This window comes from Streptomyces canus 299MFChir4.1 (assembly GCF_000383615.1).
GTDB classification, from domain to species: Bacteria; Actinomycetota; Actinomycetes; order Streptomycetales; family Streptomycetaceae; genus Streptomyces; species Streptomyces canus_C.
Genome location: NZ_KB911591.1, coordinates 164314 through 182446 on the forward strand (window position 1 = coordinate 164314; position 18133 = coordinate 182446).

The 18133-nt window shown below is 71.9% G+C and carries 17 protein-coding genes; 7 read left to right on the forward strand and 10 right to left on the reverse strand.

The window, feature by feature from the left end; translation table 11 throughout:
* The first annotated feature begins 13 nt into the window (after positions 1-13).
* From H293_RS58460 to H293_RS0123185, 5 genes are all read left to right on the forward strand, one after another.
* Positions 14-199, forward strand: a complete 186-nt coding sequence (locus H293_RS58460; protein WP_158694430.1) for a hypothetical protein — start codon at positions 14-16, stop codon at positions 197-199.
* A 79-nt stretch (positions 200-278) separates the two neighbouring features.
* Positions 279-1838 (forward strand): FAD-dependent oxidoreductase, encoded by a 1560-nt coding sequence (locus H293_RS0123170; RefSeq protein WP_020120228.1) that lies wholly within the window; start codon positions 279-281, stop codon positions 1836-1838.
* Between the two features lie 57 nt (positions 1839-1895).
* The gene (locus tag H293_RS0123175) at positions 1896-2696 is read left to right on the forward strand and encodes an alpha/beta fold hydrolase (protein WP_020120229.1); all 801 of its coding nucleotides are present in this window, start codon (positions 1896-1898) and stop codon (positions 2694-2696) included.
* Between the two features lie 2 nt (positions 2697-2698).
* The gene (locus H293_RS0123180; protein WP_028808112.1) at positions 2699-4000 is read left to right on the forward strand and encodes a PP2C family protein-serine/threonine phosphatase; all 1302 of its coding nucleotides are present in this window, start codon (positions 2699-2701) and stop codon (positions 3998-4000) included.
* The gene (locus H293_RS0123185; protein ID WP_020120231.1) at positions 3997-4335 is read left to right on the forward strand and encodes an STAS domain-containing protein; all 339 of its coding nucleotides are present in this window, start codon (positions 3997-3999) and stop codon (positions 4333-4335) included. The genes H293_RS0123180 and H293_RS0123185 overlap by 4 nt, the downstream gene beginning before the upstream one ends.
* Before the next feature lie 27 nt (positions 4336-4362).
* Here the strand turns inward: H293_RS0123185 and rph are convergent, their stop codons facing one another.
* Positions 4363-6960: a rifamycin-inactivating phosphotransferase gene (rph, locus tag H293_RS0123190; protein WP_028808113.1), complete on the reverse strand. Its 2598-nt coding sequence runs from the start codon at positions 6958-6960 to the stop codon at positions 4363-4365.
* Between the two features lie 256 nt (positions 6961-7216).
* Here rph and H293_RS0123195 point away from each other — a divergent pair, with 256 nt between their 5' ends.
* Complete coding sequence (locus tag H293_RS0123195; RefSeq protein ID WP_020120233.1) at positions 7217-7720, forward strand: MarR family winged helix-turn-helix transcriptional regulator; 504 nt, start codon at positions 7217-7219, stop codon at positions 7718-7720.
* A gap of 8 nt (positions 7721-7728) precedes the next feature.
* Here H293_RS0123195 and H293_RS0123200 read toward each other — a convergent pair whose 3' ends face one another.
* The 7 genes from H293_RS0123200 to H293_RS0123230 form a co-directional block, all read right to left on the reverse strand.
* Positions 7729-8916, reverse strand: a complete 1188-nt coding sequence (locus H293_RS0123200; protein ID WP_028808114.1) for a PP2C family protein-serine/threonine phosphatase — start codon at positions 8914-8916, stop codon at positions 7729-7731.
* The gene (locus tag H293_RS0123205) at positions 8894-10705 is read right to left on the reverse strand and encodes a PP2C family protein-serine/threonine phosphatase (protein ID WP_020120235.1); all 1812 of its coding nucleotides are present in this window, start codon (positions 10703-10705) and stop codon (positions 8894-8896) included. Before H293_RS0123205 ends, H293_RS0123200 begins: the two co-directional genes overlap by 23 nt.
* The gene (locus H293_RS0123210) at positions 10689-11774 is read right to left on the reverse strand and encodes a SpoIIE family protein phosphatase (protein WP_033415603.1); all 1086 of its coding nucleotides are present in this window, start codon (positions 11772-11774) and stop codon (positions 10689-10691) included. Before H293_RS0123210 ends, H293_RS0123205 begins: the two co-directional genes overlap by 17 nt.
* Positions 11771-12214 (reverse strand): anti-sigma regulatory factor, encoded by a 444-nt coding sequence (locus H293_RS0123215; RefSeq protein ID WP_078612649.1) that lies wholly within the window; start codon positions 12212-12214, stop codon positions 11771-11773. Before H293_RS0123215 ends, H293_RS0123210 begins: the two co-directional genes overlap by 4 nt.
* Complete coding sequence (locus H293_RS0123220; protein WP_020120238.1) at positions 12214-12639, reverse strand: STAS domain-containing protein; 426 nt, start codon at positions 12637-12639, stop codon at positions 12214-12216. The genes H293_RS0123215 and H293_RS0123220 overlap by 1 nt, the downstream gene beginning before the upstream one ends.
* A complete protein-coding gene (locus H293_RS0123225; RefSeq protein ID WP_020120239.1) occupies positions 12636-13532 on the reverse strand; it encodes an STAS domain-containing protein in 897 nt (298 codons plus the stop codon). Before H293_RS0123225 ends, H293_RS0123220 begins: the two co-directional genes overlap by 4 nt.
* A 132-nt stretch (positions 13533-13664) precedes the next feature.
* On the reverse strand, positions 13665-14837 hold the full coding sequence (locus tag H293_RS0123230; RefSeq protein WP_020120240.1) for a PP2C family protein-serine/threonine phosphatase: 1173 nt from the start codon (positions 14835-14837) through the stop codon (positions 13665-13667).
* A 185-nt stretch (positions 14838-15022) separates the two neighbouring features.
* Between H293_RS0123230 and H293_RS0123235 the strand changes: the two genes are divergently transcribed.
* On the forward strand, positions 15023-15457 hold the full coding sequence (locus tag H293_RS0123235; RefSeq protein WP_020120241.1) for a MarR family transcriptional regulator: 435 nt from the start codon (positions 15023-15025) through the stop codon (positions 15455-15457).
* A 315-nt stretch (positions 15458-15772) separates the two neighbouring features.
* Here H293_RS0123235 and H293_RS0123240 read toward each other — a convergent pair whose 3' ends face one another.
* Together H293_RS0123240 and H293_RS0123245 are read right to left on the reverse strand one after the other, a co-directional pair.
* Positions 15773-16888 (reverse strand): hypothetical protein, encoded by a 1116-nt coding sequence (locus tag H293_RS0123240; protein WP_020120242.1) that lies wholly within the window; start codon positions 16886-16888, stop codon positions 15773-15775.
* Positions 16889-16905: 17 nt separating this feature from the next.
* Positions 16906-17970 carry a hypothetical protein gene (locus H293_RS0123245; RefSeq protein ID WP_020120243.1) on the reverse strand — a complete coding sequence of 355 codons (1065 nt, stop codon included), beginning with the start codon at positions 17968-17970 and terminating at the stop codon, positions 16906-16908.
* Positions 17971-18133 lie beyond the last annotated feature (163 nt).

Below are 18133 nucleotides of genomic sequence, written 5' to 3' on the forward strand. Positions count from 1 at the left end.
TGGGCAGGCCGGCATGACCTGCACGGCCGTGGCCCGCCGGAAGCAGACAGTGACTGCTGTCATGGTGAGCTCCGGCCAGGACCGGCATGCCGGGCTCCTGCCCACGCCGTCCGGACCGACCTTCGTGGGCCGGCAGACCGGCATCACCCACACGGCCGTGGCCCACCGCGCCACCCGACCCGTCGGGAGCGGACAGTGACTGCGACGACGGCAGCGCCTGCCGGGACCACCACGCCGTCCTCCTGCCCGCGTCGGCCGTGGCCCGCCGGGAGCGGACAGTGACCGCCGCGGCGGCGGCCCCCGGCCGGGACCGCCACGCCGTGCTCCTGCCTCCGCCGCCCGGAGCGACCCGGGTCGGCGGGCGGGCGCGCAGCACCGCCGTCGTCGGTGGCGGCATCGCCGGGCTCGCCGCCGCCACCGCGCTCGCCGAGCGCGGCGTCGACGTGACGCTCTACGAACGCGAGGCCTACCTCGGAGGCCGCGTGGGCGGCTGGAGCACCGCCCTGTCGGACGGCACCACCGCGACCATGAGCCGCGGCTTCCACGCCTTCTTCCGCCAGTACTACAACCTGCGCAGCCTGCTGAGCCGTACCGATTCCCCTCCGGGGCGCCTCACCGGCCTCCCCGACTACCCGCTGCGGCACCGCGAGGGACTGCACGACAGCTTCCGCGGAGTGCCGCGCACGCCACCGCTGAGCGCACTGGGCTTCGTCGCGCTGAGCCCCTCCTTCCGCTGGCGGGACCTGGTGCGCATGCGCCCGGCCGCGGCCCTTCCCCTGCTGGACGTCCGCGTCCCGGACGTCTACGACCGACTGGACGGTGTCAGCGCGCACGACTTCCTCGAGTCCCTGCGCTTCCCTCCGGCCGCACGTCACCTGGCCTTCGAGGTCTTCTCCCGCAGCTTCTTCGCCGACCCCCGCCACCTCTCGGCCGCCGAGATGGTCCTGATGTTCCACATCTACTTCCTCGGGAGTTCCGAGGGGCTTCTCTTCGACGTGCCCGACGACCCCTTCCCGACAGCCCTGTGGGACCCCCTCGCCAAACACCTGACCCGCCACGGCGTCGACCTGCGCCTGTCGACCTCCGTCGAGAACGTCTCGCCCACCACGGACGGCGCCTTCACCGTCGCCACGGACCGCGAGGAGGGGCCGTACGACACCGTCGTCCTCGCCCTCGACACCGGCGGCCTGCGCTCCCTGGTCGGCCGCTCGCCCCGGCTGGCCGACGCGGCCTGGCGTGAACGGGTCGGCAGACTGCGCACCGCCCCGCCCTTCCTCGTCTCCAGACTCTGGCTGGACCGCCCCGTCGACGCCGACCGGCCCGGGTTCCTGGGCACGGCCGGGTACGGCTCGCTGGACAACGTCAGCGTCCTGGAACGCTGGGAGCAGGAGGCCGCACGACGGTCCGCCCGCACCGGCGGTTCCGTGGTCGAACTCCACGGTTACGCGCTGCCGGAGAACGCCGACCCCGACGCGGAGGCCCGGCACCTGATCGCACAGCTGCGGACCGTCTACCCCGAGACCCGCGACGCGCGCGTCCTCGACGCCCGGCACGAATGGCGCCAGGACTGCCCCCTGTTCCCCGTCGGTGGATCCCGGGACCGCCCCGGCGTGCGCACCCCCCAGCCCGGCCTGGTGCTGGCAGGCGACCTGGTGCGCACGGACCTCCCGGTCGCCCTGATGGAACGCGCCGCCACCAGCGGCTTCCTCGCCGCCAACGCCCTCCTGCAGTCCTGGGCGGTACGGGGCCACCCGCTGTGGACCGTGCCCAACGGCGGCCGCAACCGCCTGCTCCGGGCCCTGGCGGGCGGCCACGCACGAGCCCGCGCGGGGTCCTGAGACGACCGGCGGAGGGGGTGTCAGGACGGGCGGATGCGACTTGAGAGACTGGCGGGTATGGACATCGCGAGCAGAAACCACGTGACCGTCACCGGCAACCCGCAGGGACCGACGGTGGTGCTGGCACACGGCTTCGGCTGTGACCAGAACATGTGGCGGCTGACGGTGCCCGCCCTGGTCGACGACTACCGCGTGGTGCTGTTCGACCACGTGGGTTCGGGCCGCTCGGACGCGTCCGCGTTCTCGGAGGAGCGGTACGCCTCTCTGGACGGGTACGCCAGGGACGTCGTCGAGGTGTGCGAGGCCCTCGAACTGCGCGACGCGGTGTTCGTGGGGCACTCGGTCAGCGCGATGATCGGCGTACTGGCGGCCGGGCTGGCTCCCGAGCGGATCGGCGCGCTGGTGATGGTGGCCCCGTCCCCGCGGTACATCGACGACGAGGGGTACCGAGGCGGGTTCAGCGCAGAGGACATCGACGAACTGCTGGCGTCGCTGGAGGCGAACTACCTCGGCTGGTCGGCGGCCATGGCCCCGGTGATCATGGGCAACGCCGATCGGCCCGAGCTGGGCGACGAGCTCAGGAACAGCTTCTGCACCACCGACCCGGACATGGCGCGCGTCTTCGCCCGGACCACGTTCCTGTCGGATTCCAGGGACGACCTCAAGGGCGTGAGCGTGCCGACGCTGGTGCTGGAATGCACCCAGGACGTGATCGCCCCCCGTGAGGTCGGAGCCTTCGTGCACCAGGCGATTCCCGGCTCGGCCCTGGTCACTCTCGAGGCCACCGGGCACTGCCCGCACCTGTCCGCGCCCGAGGCCACCAACCAGGCGATCGTCGACTTCCTCGCGAGCCTGTGATGATGTGCCGCGCCGACCAGCAGCCCGACCCGCAGGACGCCGACGCGGACGCCGATGCCGACCGGACCGCGGACGCGGCGTTCGCCGCACTGCTGGAGGACAGCGCCGAGGACCTCTACGAGAACGCCCCCTGCGGTTACCTCTCCACGCTGATGGACGGCACCATCGCGAAGATCAACGGCACCCTGCTGGACTGGCTCGGTCTGGAGCGGGAGGCGGTGGTCGGCCGGAAGCGGTTCACCGACCTGCTGACCGTCGGCGGGAAGCTGTACCACGAGACGCATTTCGCCCCACTGCTGCGTATGCAGAGCGAGATCAGCGGCATAGCGCTGGAGATGAAGCAGACCGGCGGCGGCCGGATACCCGTGCTGGTCTCGTCGGCCGTCAAACACGGCACCACCGGGCAGCCCCTGCTGATCCGCACCACGGTCTTCGACGCCCGGGACCGCCGCGCCTACGAAGAGGAACTCCTGCGCCGCCGGGAGGCGGCCGAGGAAGCACGCCGACAGGCGGAGGCCGACCGCGCACGGCTGCAGGAGGCGCTCGCCGTGCTCCAGCAGTCGCTGCTCCCGGACACCCTCCCGCCGGTACCCGGCGCGCAGACGGCCACCCACTACCACACGGCCTCCCCCGACCGGCTGGGCGGCGACTTCTACGACGTCTTCGCGCTCGACGGCCAACGCTTCGGCTTCTTCCTCGGCGACGTGTGCGGGAAGGGGCCCCAGGCCGCCGCACTCACCTCGCTGACCCGCTACACCCTGCGCGCCGCCGCCCTGCACGACCCCGATCCCGTCTCCGCCCTGACCACCCTCAACACGGTGCTCCACGAGCGTTACGCCGGCAGCGGCGACCCCCGTTACTGCACCGCGGTCTACGGCACCCTCGAACCCGACCCCGCGACCGGGCAGCTGGCCGTCCACCTCGCCGCGGGCGGCCACCCGCCGGCCATCGTGCTGCGCGCGGACGGCACAGCCGACTTCCTGCCCACTCCCGGCGGCCTTCTCGTCGGCATCCTGCCCTCAGCGCCCTTCACCGACGCCACAACCGTTCTCGGTCCCGGCGACACGCTTCTTCTCTACACAGACGGCCTCACCGAAGCCCGCACCGGCCAGGACCGTGCGGGTCTCTACGGCGACGAGGCGTTGCTCGCCTTCGTCACCGCTCACGCCGGCAAGCCACCGCATGCCGTCGTCCAGGCCCTCACCGGGCTCCTGGACAGCTTCGGTGACGGTCTCGACGACGACACCGCCCTGCTCGCCATCGGTGTCCCCGCCTCCGACCCACAGACGAGAGACGAACGATGAGCCCGCTGAAGATCACTCCCCGAGACGCCGCGACCGGTCCCGTTCTGGAGCTTTCCGGTGAACTCGACTACGCCAACGTCGCCGAACTGCACCAAGCGCTCGACGGCCTGGCCCTCCGGCCGGGCCGGTGCCTGGTCCTGGACATGAGCGGGCTGGAATTCTGCGACTCCAGCGGCATCACGGCTCTGATCGCCGCGCGCAGCAACGCGCAGACCGTCCGGGCGGACGTCGCCCTGGCGGCCGTACCGCCGAACATACTGCGCGTCCTGCGCATCGTCGGCCTGGACCAGATCTTCACCGTGCACCCGGACATCGAGAGCGCCACAAGACCCTGAGCCGGGACCCGGCTCCCTCCCGGGCGGTCAGGACAGGATCTCGATGTACCCGTCCGTGCCGTGCACGCGGATCCGCTGTCCGTCCCGGATCCGCCGGGTGGCCTGCTCCACGCCCACCACGGCCGGCAGGCCGTACTCCCGGGCGATCACCGCACCGTGGGTCATCAGGCCGCCCACCTCCGTCACCAGACCCGCGACGGCGACGAACAGCGGTGACCAGCTGGGGTCCGTGAAGGTCGTGACCAGGATGTCGCCCGCTTCGAGATCGGCGTCCGCCATGTCGAGGATGACGCGGGCCCGTCCCTCGACGGTCCCGGTGGAGACCGGCAGGCCGACCAGGGCGCCGTCCGGTACGTCGTCGCGCCGGTACGCCCCCGTCAGCGCCTCGCCGTCCGAGGTGAGGACCCGGGGCGGGGTGAGCGCCTGGTACGAGCGGAACGCGTCCTTGCGCTGCCGGACGAGCCGGTCGTCGACCCGCCGCGAGCGAACGACGTCGTGGAACTCCTCGATGGTGAGGTAGAAGACGTCCTCCTTGTCGGCGAGCACGCCCGCCTGCGCGAGGCGCTCGGCCTCCGCCATCAGGGCCTGCTTGTAGACGAAGTAGCGGCTGATGATGTCGTACTTCGGGTACTCCCGGTAGCCGATGAAGGTGCGGACCCGGTCGATCATGGCCTTGGCCTCGTCGGCCTTGCGCTCCCCGTCCGGCAGGGCCCGCAGCCGGGACAGCACGTCCTGTTCCTTCTTCCGCGCCTGCTCGAGCCCCTGCTCGAAGCGCCGCCGGGCCGCGCCCGGTTCGAAGTTCCGCACATTGTCGAGGATCACGGGAACGAGCGTGCTCGGGCGCTCGCTCCACCGCGGCCTGGTGATGTCGATCTCGCCGACGCAGCGCATGCCGTACCGGTCGAGGTAGGCCTGGATGGCGTCGTGTGCCTCGGTCCCGCCCGGAAGCTTCGCCAGCTCGTCGAGGAAGCCGTCGTCCTCGACGCCCTCCAGGAACCCGACCACCTCCGGATGCGGGCGGATCACGTCGGCGACGTCGAGCAGCGCGAGTCCCATCTCCGACGTGATGTTGCCGGGGGCGGACAGCGTGAGCGCGTCCGCCGCGTTCTTCTCGCCGAGCCACTCCTCCAGCTTGTCGTTGAGCCACCACGTGGCCTCCATGCCCGCCATGATCGCCTTGAAGTTCAGCGGATCGGTGAGGACGCGTTTGTGCTCCTCGAAGGCCGTCGGCAGGAAGTCGAACAGCTCCGGCCCGGTCTTCGTCCGGACGTCGCGCCGCAGGACGGCGAGGGACGCCTGACTGCGCTCGATCAGCCCGGTGACGACCGCCGGGTCGGTCTCGACCGGCTCGGGGGCCGCGCCGCCGCGCGGCCCGGCGGGAGGAGCGTCCGGGAGCGACGGGACGAAGTCCTCGCGGTCGAGGACGGTCTCCAGCGCGTCCCTGACCAACGGATCGCCTCTGCCCATGAGGTCCAGCAGGCCGGCCCGGCTCGTGGGCGCGGCCAGACGCTGGGTGACGTCGACGAACAGCCTCCCGCCGGCCTCGTGCATCCGCGCCATGGCCGTCTGCTGCCACATGGACAGGCCCAGCGGCCTCATGGGGTCGGTCATCATCTGCTGGTGTCCGACGGAGACGTAGACGTGGTTCTCCTGGTCGGAGCTCTCGGGGACGGGGAACAGCGTCGTGATCGGCCGGCTCTGCACGATGTGGAAGTCGTCGTCGGCCAGGCACCATTCGATGTCCTGCGGGCGGCCGAAGTGCGCTTCGATCCGTCGCCCGAGCTCCACGAGCCGGATCGCCTGCGCATCCGTCAGCGCCGGCTGCTCCTGGCGCTGCGCGTCGATCGACACCTCTCGCGTGCCTCCGGCCGGCAGGGCGTGCACCTCACGCTGCTTGGCGGAGATCGTCCTGGCGACGACCTCGCCGTGGCGCACCCTGAAGACGTCCGGGTTCACCAGCCCGGAGACCAGGGCCTCGCCGAGGCCGAAGCCGGCGTCCACGGTGGCGACCGTCCGGTCGCCCGAGACGGGGTCGGCCGTGAACAGGATGCCGGACGCGTGCGGGAACACCATCTGCTGCACCACGACGGCCATACGGACCGTACGGTCGTCGATGCCGTTGCGCCGGCGGTAGGTCACGGCTCGTTCGGTGAACAGTGACGCCCAGCACCGGCTGACGTGCTGCAGGATCGCCGCCGTACCGACGACGTTCAGGTAGGTGTCCTGCTGACCGGCGAACGAGGCCGTCGGCAGGTCCTCGGCCGTCGCGCTGGAGCGGACGGCGTACGCGGTCCGCTCCCCGGACCGGGCGAGCGCCCGGGTGATCGCCCCCACCAGATCGTCCGGGACGGCGATCTCCTCGATGGTCCGGCGGATCTCCGCGCTCAGCGTGCGGATCGCCTCCTGGTCGTCCGGACTCACGCGCGACAGCCGGTCCAGCTGTGCGTCGAGCGACGGTGACTGCGCCACGACCCGCCGGTAGGCGTCCGTCGTCACGCAGAAGCCCGCCGGTACGCGGATGCCCTCGATCCGGGACAGGCTGCCCAAGTGCGCCCCCTTGCCGCCGACGACGGCGATCTGACTCTCGTCGATCTCCCGAAGGTCCAGCACGTACCGCTCGGTCACGTTGTTCAACGACAACGTCGTTCCCCCATTTCCGCAGGTTGTAGCCTCGGCCGACGATTCTGCGCCCTGACCGGGGGCTTGCCGCAAGCCCCCCTCCGCGCTATAACTTGAAAAGAGGCAAGGAGAGTTATCTCCTTGCCTTTTGCTTTTGCCGTCCTCCGGAGCCGCCAGGTGCTTGGTCGCCGTCTCATCGGGTACCGCGTTTGAATGAGGGTGGTATCTGTATGGCGCAGCGATTACTGAAAGCGATGGGTGTGTGACTCGTCTCAGTGGCTCGGGGGACGACCAGTCGAGCGGACCGGGTGACGACCCACTCTCCGTCGCGCTGGAGGTCGCCGACGCCGTGGACGGTCTCGCGAATCTGTGGTCGGTGGCCGCCCAGGGAGCGAGCCTGAGGCTGTCGCCGCACCAACTGAGGGCTCTGCGGATCCTGGAGTCGGAGCCGGGTCTCAACCTCACCACTCTGGCGGAGAACATGGAGATCGGGCCGCCGACCGCCAGCAGGCTGTGCGACCGGCTGGAGGCGGCCGGGCTGCTGGAGCGTCTGCTGCACCCGCACCGGCGGCGTGAGGTGCAGCTCGTTCTCACCGGGCGCGGTCGGCATGTGCTGGACGAGGTGGACGCGCGCAGATCGCAGGCGCTCGCCGCGGTCCTCGCGGCCATGGAACCCGGCGAGCGGGCGGCGCTGAGCGGGGGGCTGCGGGCCTTTCTGACCGCTCAGAGCGACACCGGCACGGAGACCGGCGGCCCCGGACGCTGACGGGACGGTCAGCCCTGGCGGCCGTTCCAGTCGAGGCAGACCACGGCGGCGTCGGACAGCAGTTCCTTGCTGCCGAAGTGCTCGATCAGCCCGGCGACGACCGCGCGTGCCGTCTCGTGCGGCGCCGTCGAACGAGTGGCGCCGAGGACCTGGCGCAGGACCCGCTCGCCGAAGAGATCACCCGTCGCGGAGCGGGTGCCGTGGACACCGCTGCTGACCGCGATGAGCCGGTCGCCGGGCTCGACCTGGAAGGTCTGCTCCGTGTAGAGGGTCTCCTCGAACATGCCGAGCGGCAGCTGCGCCTCCAGCTCGACCCGCTCGGTACGGCCGCCGCGCTGCCGGAACAGTTGGGGGGAACCCGCGTCGACGGCCTGCACGAGGCCCGTGGCCAGCTCGAAGCGCAGCAGCAGGGTGGAGGCGTACGCCTTGCCGCCGTACTGGGAGTAGACGGCCTGGTCGGCGAGGCACGCCTGGTCGGCGAGGCCTATGTCGGCGCGGCGGGCGTTGCGCAGGGCGCCGGTCGTGAGGCCGGCGAGCAGGGAGGCGTCGATGCCCTGTCCCATTCCGTCGGTGATGCTGAGGAACAGGTGGTCGGCGCCGGTGGACCAGTCGAAGGTGTCGCCGCCGATGGAGTAGGCGGGTTCGAGGTGGGCGCCGATGACGTACTCCTCGCGGGCGCACCCCCGGCCGGGCAGGAGCTGCCACTGCATCTCGGCGGCGAGGGTCAGCCGACGGGTGCGGCGGGCCTGGAGGTAGAGGTCGGTGTCGCGGCCGGCGGTGGTGACCTCGTGGCCGAGTGTCGTGGCGAAGTCGCCGAGCTGGAGCACGGTGTGCGGGTCGACGGCCCCCGCGGGCAGCTGGACGGACAGGACGCCGAGACGGTCGCCGCGCACGGTGATGGGCAGATGGGCCAGGTTGCCGGCCGGGTCGTGAAGGATCTCCAGCACCGGCTTCTGGGTGAGGAAGGCGCTGCCCGCGGGCCCTTCCTTGGCGGAGACCGGGGGGCCGGTGTGCGGCAGGTGCGTCACCGGCTGCAGGACGTCCAGCCCGTAGTCGGCGAGGAGGAGTGTCACCTCCTGGGCGCCCACCCGGTCGGCGAGCAGACGGCGGGCGGTGGCGACCAGCGCGTGCGGCGCGGCCGCGCGGAGTTGGGCCTCCGCGGACGGCTGCGGTTCAGAGGCTTTCACGAAATCCACCCTCTCGCCTTGTGTTCTTCACGCTACCGCGAGCGGGCGAACGGTCAGGCGACTCGGTCATGGTGTGGCACAGCAGCAGGCAGACGTCGTCGTCCCGTTCGGAGTCGTACAGGAGGGGCTTGAGCAGGGCGTCGGCGGCCGCGTCCAAGTCCTGTTCCAGCTCCGGGGTGTTCAACGCCTCCAGGGCTCGGGCCAGACGCCCGATGCCGGGGTCGATGCCCTGCCCCCGGCGTTCGACCAGGCCGTCGGTGTAGAGGACCAGCGACGAGCCGGGGGCCAGGTCGGCCCGGTGATCCTTGTACACGTAGGGCAGCGGGATGCCCAGCATCACGCCGGGCTTGGCGTCCAGGACCCGTACGGTGCCGTCGGCGCCGCGCACGACGGCGGGCGGGTGGCCGGCCGAGGCCCACACCACCTCCGGCTCGCCCGGTCGGAAGCGGGCGATCAGCGCGGTGGCGTACAGCTCCGGCTGGAGGTGGCCGAGCATGCGGTGCAGCCGCGTGAGGATCTCGCCGGGCGTGGCGTTCTCGACCGCGTAGGCACGCAGGGCCGTGCGCAGCTGGCCCATGACGACGGCGGCGTGCAGCCCGTGGCCGGTGACATCCCCTATGACGGCCAGCACGCTGCCGTCGGGCTGGAGGAAGGCGTCGTACCAGTCGCCGCCGATGTTCATGCCCCAGGTGGCGGGAAGGTAGCGCGCGGCGAGCAGCAGGCCTGGCGGGGTCGGCAGGTCGGTGAGCTGGGCGCGCTGCAGGGCTTCGGCGGTGTTGCGGGACTGCTGGTAGCGGTGGGCGTGGTCCAGGGCGACGCCGACGCGGCGGGCCAGCTCGACCAGCATCACGGAGGTGTCCTTGTCGAAGCGGGGGCCTGGCGCGGTGAGGGTGAGGACGCCCAGCAGGCGCTGTGCGACGAGGGGGATGGCCAGCAGCGGCCGCTCGGGGGACAGGGCGGAGGGCGGGAGGTCGTCGACGCCGGGAAGGGTGCCGGGGTGGGCGGCGGCGTGCTGGGGGCGGCCCGTGCGGGCGGCGGCCACAGCGGCCGCCGAGTGCTCGCGGACGCGGTGCGCGGGCTCGTCGTCGTGGTCCTCGTACTCCTCCTCGTCGAAGAGCCAGACGTCGAGACGCTCCGCGTACTCCGGCACCAGCATGTCGGAGAGGCGGCGCAGGATGGCCGTATGGCTGAGGGACGACGTGATGGCGGCGCTGGCGTCACCGAGAAAGGTCAGCAGACGCCGGGCCCGTTCCGTCGCGGCGCGTGCGGTCCGCTCGGCTTCGAGGAGCTCGCGCTGGGCGCGGGCCGCGGCCTCCAGGTCGGCGTGCAGTGCCAGAACGCCCTGGTTGGTGTGGTGCAGTTCCTCCCGGTGCAGCCGGACCAGGTCCTCCTGCTCGTCGAGGAGGCTCAGCACCGCCGCGGTGTTCTCGTCCGCGGCCAGCAGGGCCTGCGACAGCGAGGTGGCGGCCCGGCGACTCTTTCGGGCGGGCTGGTGCGGCAGGGGGCAGGTGAGTGAGGGCGTTTCGTCCCGCGGGTCCGGCTCGCGGTCGCCGGCCGGGCTCAACGACGCCTCGAGACGGGCGGGCTGCCCGGTGGCGAACTGCCGGACGTGGAGCCGGAGTTCCCATTCACCGCCGCGGCTGAGGCAGTGGCGCAGTCGTGCCGTCAGCGCTGTCAGGAAGCGGACTCGTTCCAGCGTCGGCGCCTCGCCGTCGGTGGCGATGCGGTCGACGGCGGCACGGGCTCGGGCGGCGTCGGCGACCGACGCGATCTTCCAGACGTCAGGGGGTGGGGTCATGCGGGTCCGTCCGGGGTTCAGGGGCCAGTACGGCCACACTGGCGTCGTCGCGCAGGGGCCGGGCGGCGCTGCCGGCGTCCCTGAGGACGACCGCGGCCACCACGGCGGGGTCGTGGGCGCCGAGCAGGGGGTCGCCGGGGGGCACCCAGCGGCTGGGGAGTCCGTCGCTGTGCAGGACGAGCAGACTCTCCGGCGTCCAGACATTCTCGCGCAGGGGCACGGTGGCGGGGAAGTGGGCGCCGACGATGCCCGGATGGGAGATGAGGGGCTGCCACACGCCGGCGATGCGCAGCCTGGCGCCGATGTTGCCGACGCCGGCGAACGACAGCTGTTCGGTGTCCTCGTCGAGCTGGGCGACGCCGACGGCCGCGCCGCGCGTGGCCCGCAGCGCGGTGTGCAGCCGCCGCAGGATCTCGGCCGGCGGCAGCTCGGCGCACCGGCGCAGTTCCTCGACGGCGGCCGTGGACGCGTCGGCTGCCTTGTCCCCGTGGCCGAGCCCGTCCACCAGCATCAGCGTGACGCGTGGACCGGAGCGCACCCAGGTGAAGGCGTCTCCGGAGTGCTCGGCATGGGCGAGGGAGGTGGTGATGCCCCCGGCCCGGGTGCCGGTCCCGGGACGCGCCTCCCGTGGGTGCGGTCCGCCCGGCGCTCTCGCCGGGGTGATGCGTGCCACCGCGACGGTGCCCTGACCCGGTCTGCTGTGCAGGTCGAACTCGCCGGCGATGCGCCGGCAGGTGCCCAGGCCCGCACCGAGGGAGGAGGACGCGGTCGTGTGACCGTCCCGCATCGCCGCGGGGACGTTGTCGATGCCCGGTCCGTGGTCGATCGAGGCGATCTGCACACAGGACACGTCCTCGGCGAACGTGTCGGAGCGGGCCGCCAGGTTGACGAGGACACGGCCGCCCCCGGCGTGCTTGACGAGGTTGGTGCCCAACTCCGTGGCCACCAGCGCCGCGACGGCTGTGGCATGTGCGTCCAGCCCCGCCCGGGCGCAGGCGGCCTCGGCGGCGACCCGTACGTCCCGTACGCGGGTGCTGTCCTGGACCGGGATGTCCCACACCCTGCTCAAGGCGCACCTGTGCGGGGCGCGGGCAGTCCGGAGATCCAGTCGGTGATGGTGACGGTGGTGCCCTGCCCGGGGCGGGTGTCGAGAGCGAACTCCTTGACGAGCCGCTTGGCTCCGCTCAGCCCCATGCCCAGGCCGTTTCCGGTGGTGTAACCGTCGGTCATGGCGAGTTCGACGTCCCGGATGCCGGGGCCCGCGTCGACGAAGGACAGTCGCAGTCCGTGGTGGGCGCCTTCCGTCAGCACCGTCATCTCCATGTGTCCGCCGCCGCCGTGGACGAGGGCGTTGCGCGCCAGTTCGCTGGCCGCGGTCACCAGCTTCGTCTGCTGGACCAGGTTGAAGCCGAGGTCGGCAGCGGCCTGGCGCACCTGTTGGCGGACCCAGGCCAGGTCGGCGTCCGAGCCGATGGGCAGGCGCGTGGTCGAGGCGCTGGGGGCATGCATCATGCACCCTCTTCCAGGTGTGCGGTCGGAGCAGCCGAGGGTGCGCGGCCCAGCAGGGACAGGGCCCTCTCGACGTTCAGGGCCGTCCCCAGGCCGGGCAGGGTGAGCCCCATCTCGACCAGGGTGATGGCCACGGCCGGACGCATGCCGGCCAGGACGGTCCGCGCGGCCAGCAGGCGCGAGCTCGCGGCGATCTCGGCCAGGACGCGGCCGAGGAAGGAGTCGACGATCTCCACGCCGGAGATGTCGATCACGACACCGTTCACCGGCGTGGCACTGGAGGCGATCCGCTGGGAGATGTCCTGCTGGAGCTGTTCGGCCGCGCCGTCGTGCAGCTCGCCCTGCAGGGTGACCAGCAGGACGTCTCCCAGCGCCAGTACCGGCACCGGACCCGGGCCGGAGTGTGTGGCGACGAAGCCGGTCACCGCGGGCTCGCTCCCGTCGCCGGGCGTGGGGAGACGACGATGCCCTGCTGGGTGAGCGCGTACGCCAACGCGTCGGCGAGGCCGGCCCGCGTGATGATCGATCCGAGGTCGATGCCGAGGTGGACGATGGTCTGCGCGATGGCGGGACGGATGCCGGAGACGATGCACTCCGCGCCCATCAGCCGGGCCGCGGCGACCGTCTTCATCAGATGCTGGGCCACGAGCGAGTCCACCGTCGGCACGCCGGTGATGTCGAGGATCGCGTACGCCGCCCGCTGGTCCACGATGGCCTCAAGGAGGCTCTCCATCACGACCTGGCTGCGGGCGCTGTCCAGCGTCCCTATCAGGGGCACGGCGACCACGCCGTCCCACAGCTTGATGACCGGCGTGGCCACCTCCAGCAGCTGCTGACGCTGGCGGGCGATGAGTTCCTCGCCCGCGCTCACCGTCGTCTCCATGATCACCAGTCGGAGCGTGGCCGTCAGGACCGCCAGCGCCTGCGCGCACGCCTTTGCCCGCACGTCGTCGGCGCCCTGGAACTCGGTCCGCAGCAGCGCGGTCACCGGCTCGCGCAGATCCGCGACCTCGCCGGCGATCTGCACGGGCGTGTACCCGGCCCGGGCCCGAGCCGCGGCCATCCGGCCGAGCTGGTCCCGCACGGTGCCGAAACCCGGGGCGTCGACATCCTCCAGCCGCCCGGAGCGGGCCACGTCGGCCAGGGCGTCCACGACGGATTTACCCGCCTCGACCGCCTCGTCCCGGGAGACGGTGAAGACGGTGCGGAACAGGGCGGCGTCCGCCCAGCGCTGGGCGATCTGCTCACGGCGCCGCTCCAGGAAGGCGCCCAGCTCCTTCGCTGTGTCGGGGGCCGTGTCGTGCTCCGCCACCTGCATCGTCTCCCTGTCTGCGAGGCCTTCGGCTCGCCGAGCGGTCAGGCCATGTGGCAATTATTGCCGCATGGCAAACGTTAACGTGTGCGTGTACGGCGGACAACATGCCCTCCCCGCCGCCGGACAGGCGCGCGATCAGGCCGACGGTGTCCTGCCGTGCCAGTCCAGACAGACGACCAGTGCGTCGTCGTCCGGCATCGCCTCCCCGCGGTGGCCGGTCAGCTCCCGCAGGATGGCGCGCGGCACCTCGGCGGCGGGCAGCAGCCGTGTGGAGTGGATGGCCCGGGCGAGATCCGCCTCCCCGTACGCCTCGCCCCTGGGCGAGGCGACGGCATGGACTCCGTCACTGACGAAGATGAGCCGGTCGCCGGGCTCGGCCTGGAAGTCCTGCGCGATGTAGTCGGTCTCCTCGAACATCCCCAGCGGAAGCTGGGCGTCGAAGTCGACACGTTCCACGGTGCCGCCGCGCAGCCGCAGCAGCTGGGGGGAGCCGGCGTCCACGACGCTCGCCCGGCCGGTCGCCAGGTCGAAGTCGAACATCAGGACGGACAAGTAGCAGTGCCCACGGTAGTGGGCGTAGACGGCCTGGTCGGCCAGGGCCGCCTGGTCGGCGAGGGACAGCCCGGCGCGCCGGGCGTTGCGCAGCGCGTTGATGGCCAGACTCGTGAGCAGGGACGCCTCTATGCCCTCGCCCATGCCGTTGGTGACGTACAGCATCAGGTGGTCGGCGGTCGCGGACCAGTCGAAGTTGTCGCCGAAGATCGCGTAGGCCGGCTCCAGCTGGGCCCCCAGCTCGTACTCGGGACGGGAGCAGGCGCGGCCGGGCAGCAGTTGCCACTGCATCTCGGCGGCCAGGGTCAGCCGGTCCTTGCGCCGCGCCTGGAGGTACAGGTCGGTGTCGCGCTCCGCCACGACCAGCTCGTGCCCCAGTACGCCGGCGACGTCGGCCAGTTCGGACTCCCACCGCCGCGTGGTGTCGCCGTCGGGCAGGGTCACGGACAGCACGCCGAGCCGGTCGCCGCGCACACTGACCGGCAGATGCAGACGGGGTCGCCCGTCGGGCCCCTCCTCCCGGTACGGCTTCTGCGAACCGAAGGCCCGGCCGGCCGGGCTGCTGTGCACCGACACCGGCTCCAGCGTGTGCGGCAGCACCGACACCGGCTGGAGCACGCGCAGGCTGTAGTCGGCCATGAACAGCTCGACGTCCTCCGCGCCGTACTGCTCGATCAGTACGGCGCGGATGGCGTCGAGCAACTCGTGGGGGGCCGCTGTGCGCAGAGCGCGTTCAGCGGCCAGAAATCTCTTCATGAGGGAAAAAACACCTGTCCTTCGCCGGACGACGTACGGGTCTCACTCACTGGGCCGCTCGGTGCGACCGTTCCGGTTCTGTGCGGTCGGCGGGCGCCTAGTACGCTGACAGGCATCCCAGTGCCTGCGAGAGTGTGATCGTGACTGCCTTCCGCCGCCGCTCAGAGCCTGATGAGGTCGCCCGTGTGACCACCACGGCCGTCGAGCTGCTGGAGGTCGTGTGGGGCCGGGCCTCGACCACGCCGACCTCCGCGTCGCAGCTTCGGGTGCTGCACATCCTCGAGCACCACGACGGCATCAACCTGCGCACCCTCGCAGAGTCCCTGGCCTCGACCCCGCCGTCCACCAGTCGGCTGTGCGACCGGCTGGTGGCGGCCGGGTTCGTCGAGCGGGTCGTGTGCGAGGCGAACAGACGTGAGGTGCGGCTGCACCTCAGTGGCCGGGGCCGCGCGTTCCTCGTCGACCTGCGCGCCCGCAGGGAGAGGGAGCTGCGGACCGTGCTGGCGGACATGCCTGCCGCCAAGCGGGTCGCGCTGCTGGAAGGGCTGGAGGCCTTCTGTGCCACCGCGGCGGCGCAGACGCACGGCGACGCGGCGGGCTCCGGCAGTCGGACAGCCTGACGCGCCGATCGGATTGTCGGCGTCTTCGTCACCTCTCGACACGCGTGACCAGCACACGGAGTGGTCTCCGCCCACCGGAACATTCAAGGTCCTTCCCCATACGTCCGACACGGTTACTGTGTTGCTTGCCGGCTTTTGTTGTCAAACGGCAACAGTGCGTCTGACGCCCTTACCTGAACTCGGTTACCCCGTCGCGCCGACTTGTTCGGGGGGTGTGCCGTATGTCTCTCGATTGAGGGACGCTGCGCATGCGCGGAGTCATCCGGGGAAGAGGAATGGATTTCGCCTTGATTCCCGCTTTGATTTTTCCGCTGCTCAACCGAAGCGCAGGATGCGCGGGGCGAAGGTGCCTTCGGGGCCGTCGGCGCGGCCGACCGACCACACCGTCTCCGTGCCCGGTACGGGCGCCGGCCGCAGCGTTCGGGAGTCTCCCTCTCCGGCCACCGCGGGTTCGCTGTACTCGGTGAACGACTGCCCGTTCCAGGCGAGGAAGTCCGGCCCGGGGACGAGGGGCGGGGTGCTGCCCGGCGGGCCCCACTTCTGCGACCGGGCCACCGAGACCCAGGCCAGCCGGCCCGACGGGGAGGCGGTGAGCGAACTGACCGAGCCGAAGTCGGCGGGCACGGTCACCCGGCTCCACGTCTGTCCGTCGAAGCGGACCAGCAGCGGGGGGATCGGCCTCCCCGGGGGACCGCCGACGAACCCGGCCGTGCCGCCCGCCCACACCTCGGTCGCAGAGACCGCCAGCACACTGCCCACGGCCGACCGCGGGAAGCCGTCCACGATCGTCTGCTGCCACGCCTGCCCGTTCCAGTGGGAGACGGTCGCACCCGAGTCGGTGGCGCCCGCGGCCCAGACGTCGTCGGCGGCCCTGATGTGCAGGCCGTACACCGATCCCGGCGGCACCGGCACGTCCTGCCAGCGGTTCCCGTCCCGGCGCAGCAGTGCCTGGGCGCCGTCCCGCGACCCGATCAGCCAGGTCTCACCGCCTCCGGCGACGACTTGCGTCAGCGCCGCACCGGACGGCGGCCGGCGCTCGGACCACGCGGTGCCGTCGAAGCGGAGCAGCCGGGTGCCGCCCGCCGCGTCGCGGCCCACCGCCCAGACAGCGGCGGGTGAGGTCGCGGCGACGGACAGCAGTTCACCCTGCCAACTGACCCCGGGCAGGCTCTGGTCGTGCCACTCGGTTCCGTCCCAGCGCAGCACCAGCGGGAAGCCCGGCGCCTCGCGACCCACGGCGTCGGCGCCCACCGCCCACGCCCGGTCCGGGCCGAACGCCACGGCCTCGTTGAGCGCGGCCTGGGGGCGTACCCGGTCCGGGACCGGAACGTGGTGCCAGGACAGGGGTTCCGTCGCGGCCCTCGCTGTCGTCAGGGCGGTGAGGAGGGTCATGACGACAGCGAGGGCCGCGACGAGAAGTCTGCGTGCCATGGTCCTGCGTGCCATGGTCAGCCTCCCAGCCGCTCACTCATCAGGTTCGGTTTCGAGCCGTAGATCTCGACCGTTCCGAAGGACAGCAGGGCCACCCCGGCCCTCGCCAGCGCACGCGGTTTGACGTCGATCGCGTTCGTGCGCTCCGGGCCGTAGGAGAAGGTGGTGCGGGGTCCGTCCACCCGCGCGTACTTCGACTGGAACGCGCGGTCGCCGCGCACCGGGAGCCACAGCGCGCCGTCCGGGCCGCGCACCATGGCCTCGGTGGAGGTGTCGCCCAGCGGCGGGTAGGCGGTGTGCCAGGTGTGCCCGTCGAAGGTCATCAGGTAGGTGCGGGCCGCGCCGTCGGTGTACTGGCTGCCGCCGATCGTGATCCGGCCGGACGGTTCGAGCAGGAGGGTGTGCACATTGCTGTTCGGCGGCAGTGGCACCTTCGCGTCCCGCCACGCCGTGCCGTCCCAGCGCAGGACACTCGTCCCGGTGCTGGTGTCCGCCCAGGCCCAGGCATCGGTGGCGGTCCGGGCGCTGATCCCCATCAGGTACAGCACGCCGTCCGGGGTGGCCTGCGTGGTCCAGCGGGAGCCGTTGTAGTGCAGCACCTTCAGCCCGGTGTCGTCCTCACCGACCACCCACGCGGCCCCCGGCACCGCGGCGAAGTCCTGGTAGGTCCACAGGGTCTGCGGCAGCGGGACGGCACTCCATCCTCCCGCCGACCGGCGCAGGAGCTCCCCCGCGCCCGCGCGGTTGTGGAGTATCCACACCTCCGTACCGACGAACTGCACCTTGCCGAGCCAGCCCGGCTCGCCGGAGCCGGGGAAGGAGGTGTCCCGGCTCCACGCCGTGCCGTTCCAGCGGTACAGCATCGGCCGCAGTCCGTCGGTGGCCTGCTCGTAGCCGGTCGCCCACGCCTCACCCGGCCCGCGCGCGGCGAGGTCGGACACCGTCACGGGCGGGGCCGCCGCCGGCACCGGCAGCGCCGACCAGCTCGGCGTCGCCGGGTCCGGTGTCACGGCCGCAGCCGGGGACACCACCGAGGCACAGGCGATCACAAGACAGACGACGACCGCACGGAGACCGTTCACGAGACCTCCCAGAGCGCGCTGGCCGCACAGGCTATTGGCCGTCACGGGCCCGTGGACAGACGGCATCCGGCCGATCGTGGCCCCTGGGACAGGGTTCGTCGGGCGGGCAGTCGGAACAACCGCGCGTCCGTCTCGCCGTAGCCGTTGTCACCGGGTGTCCGTA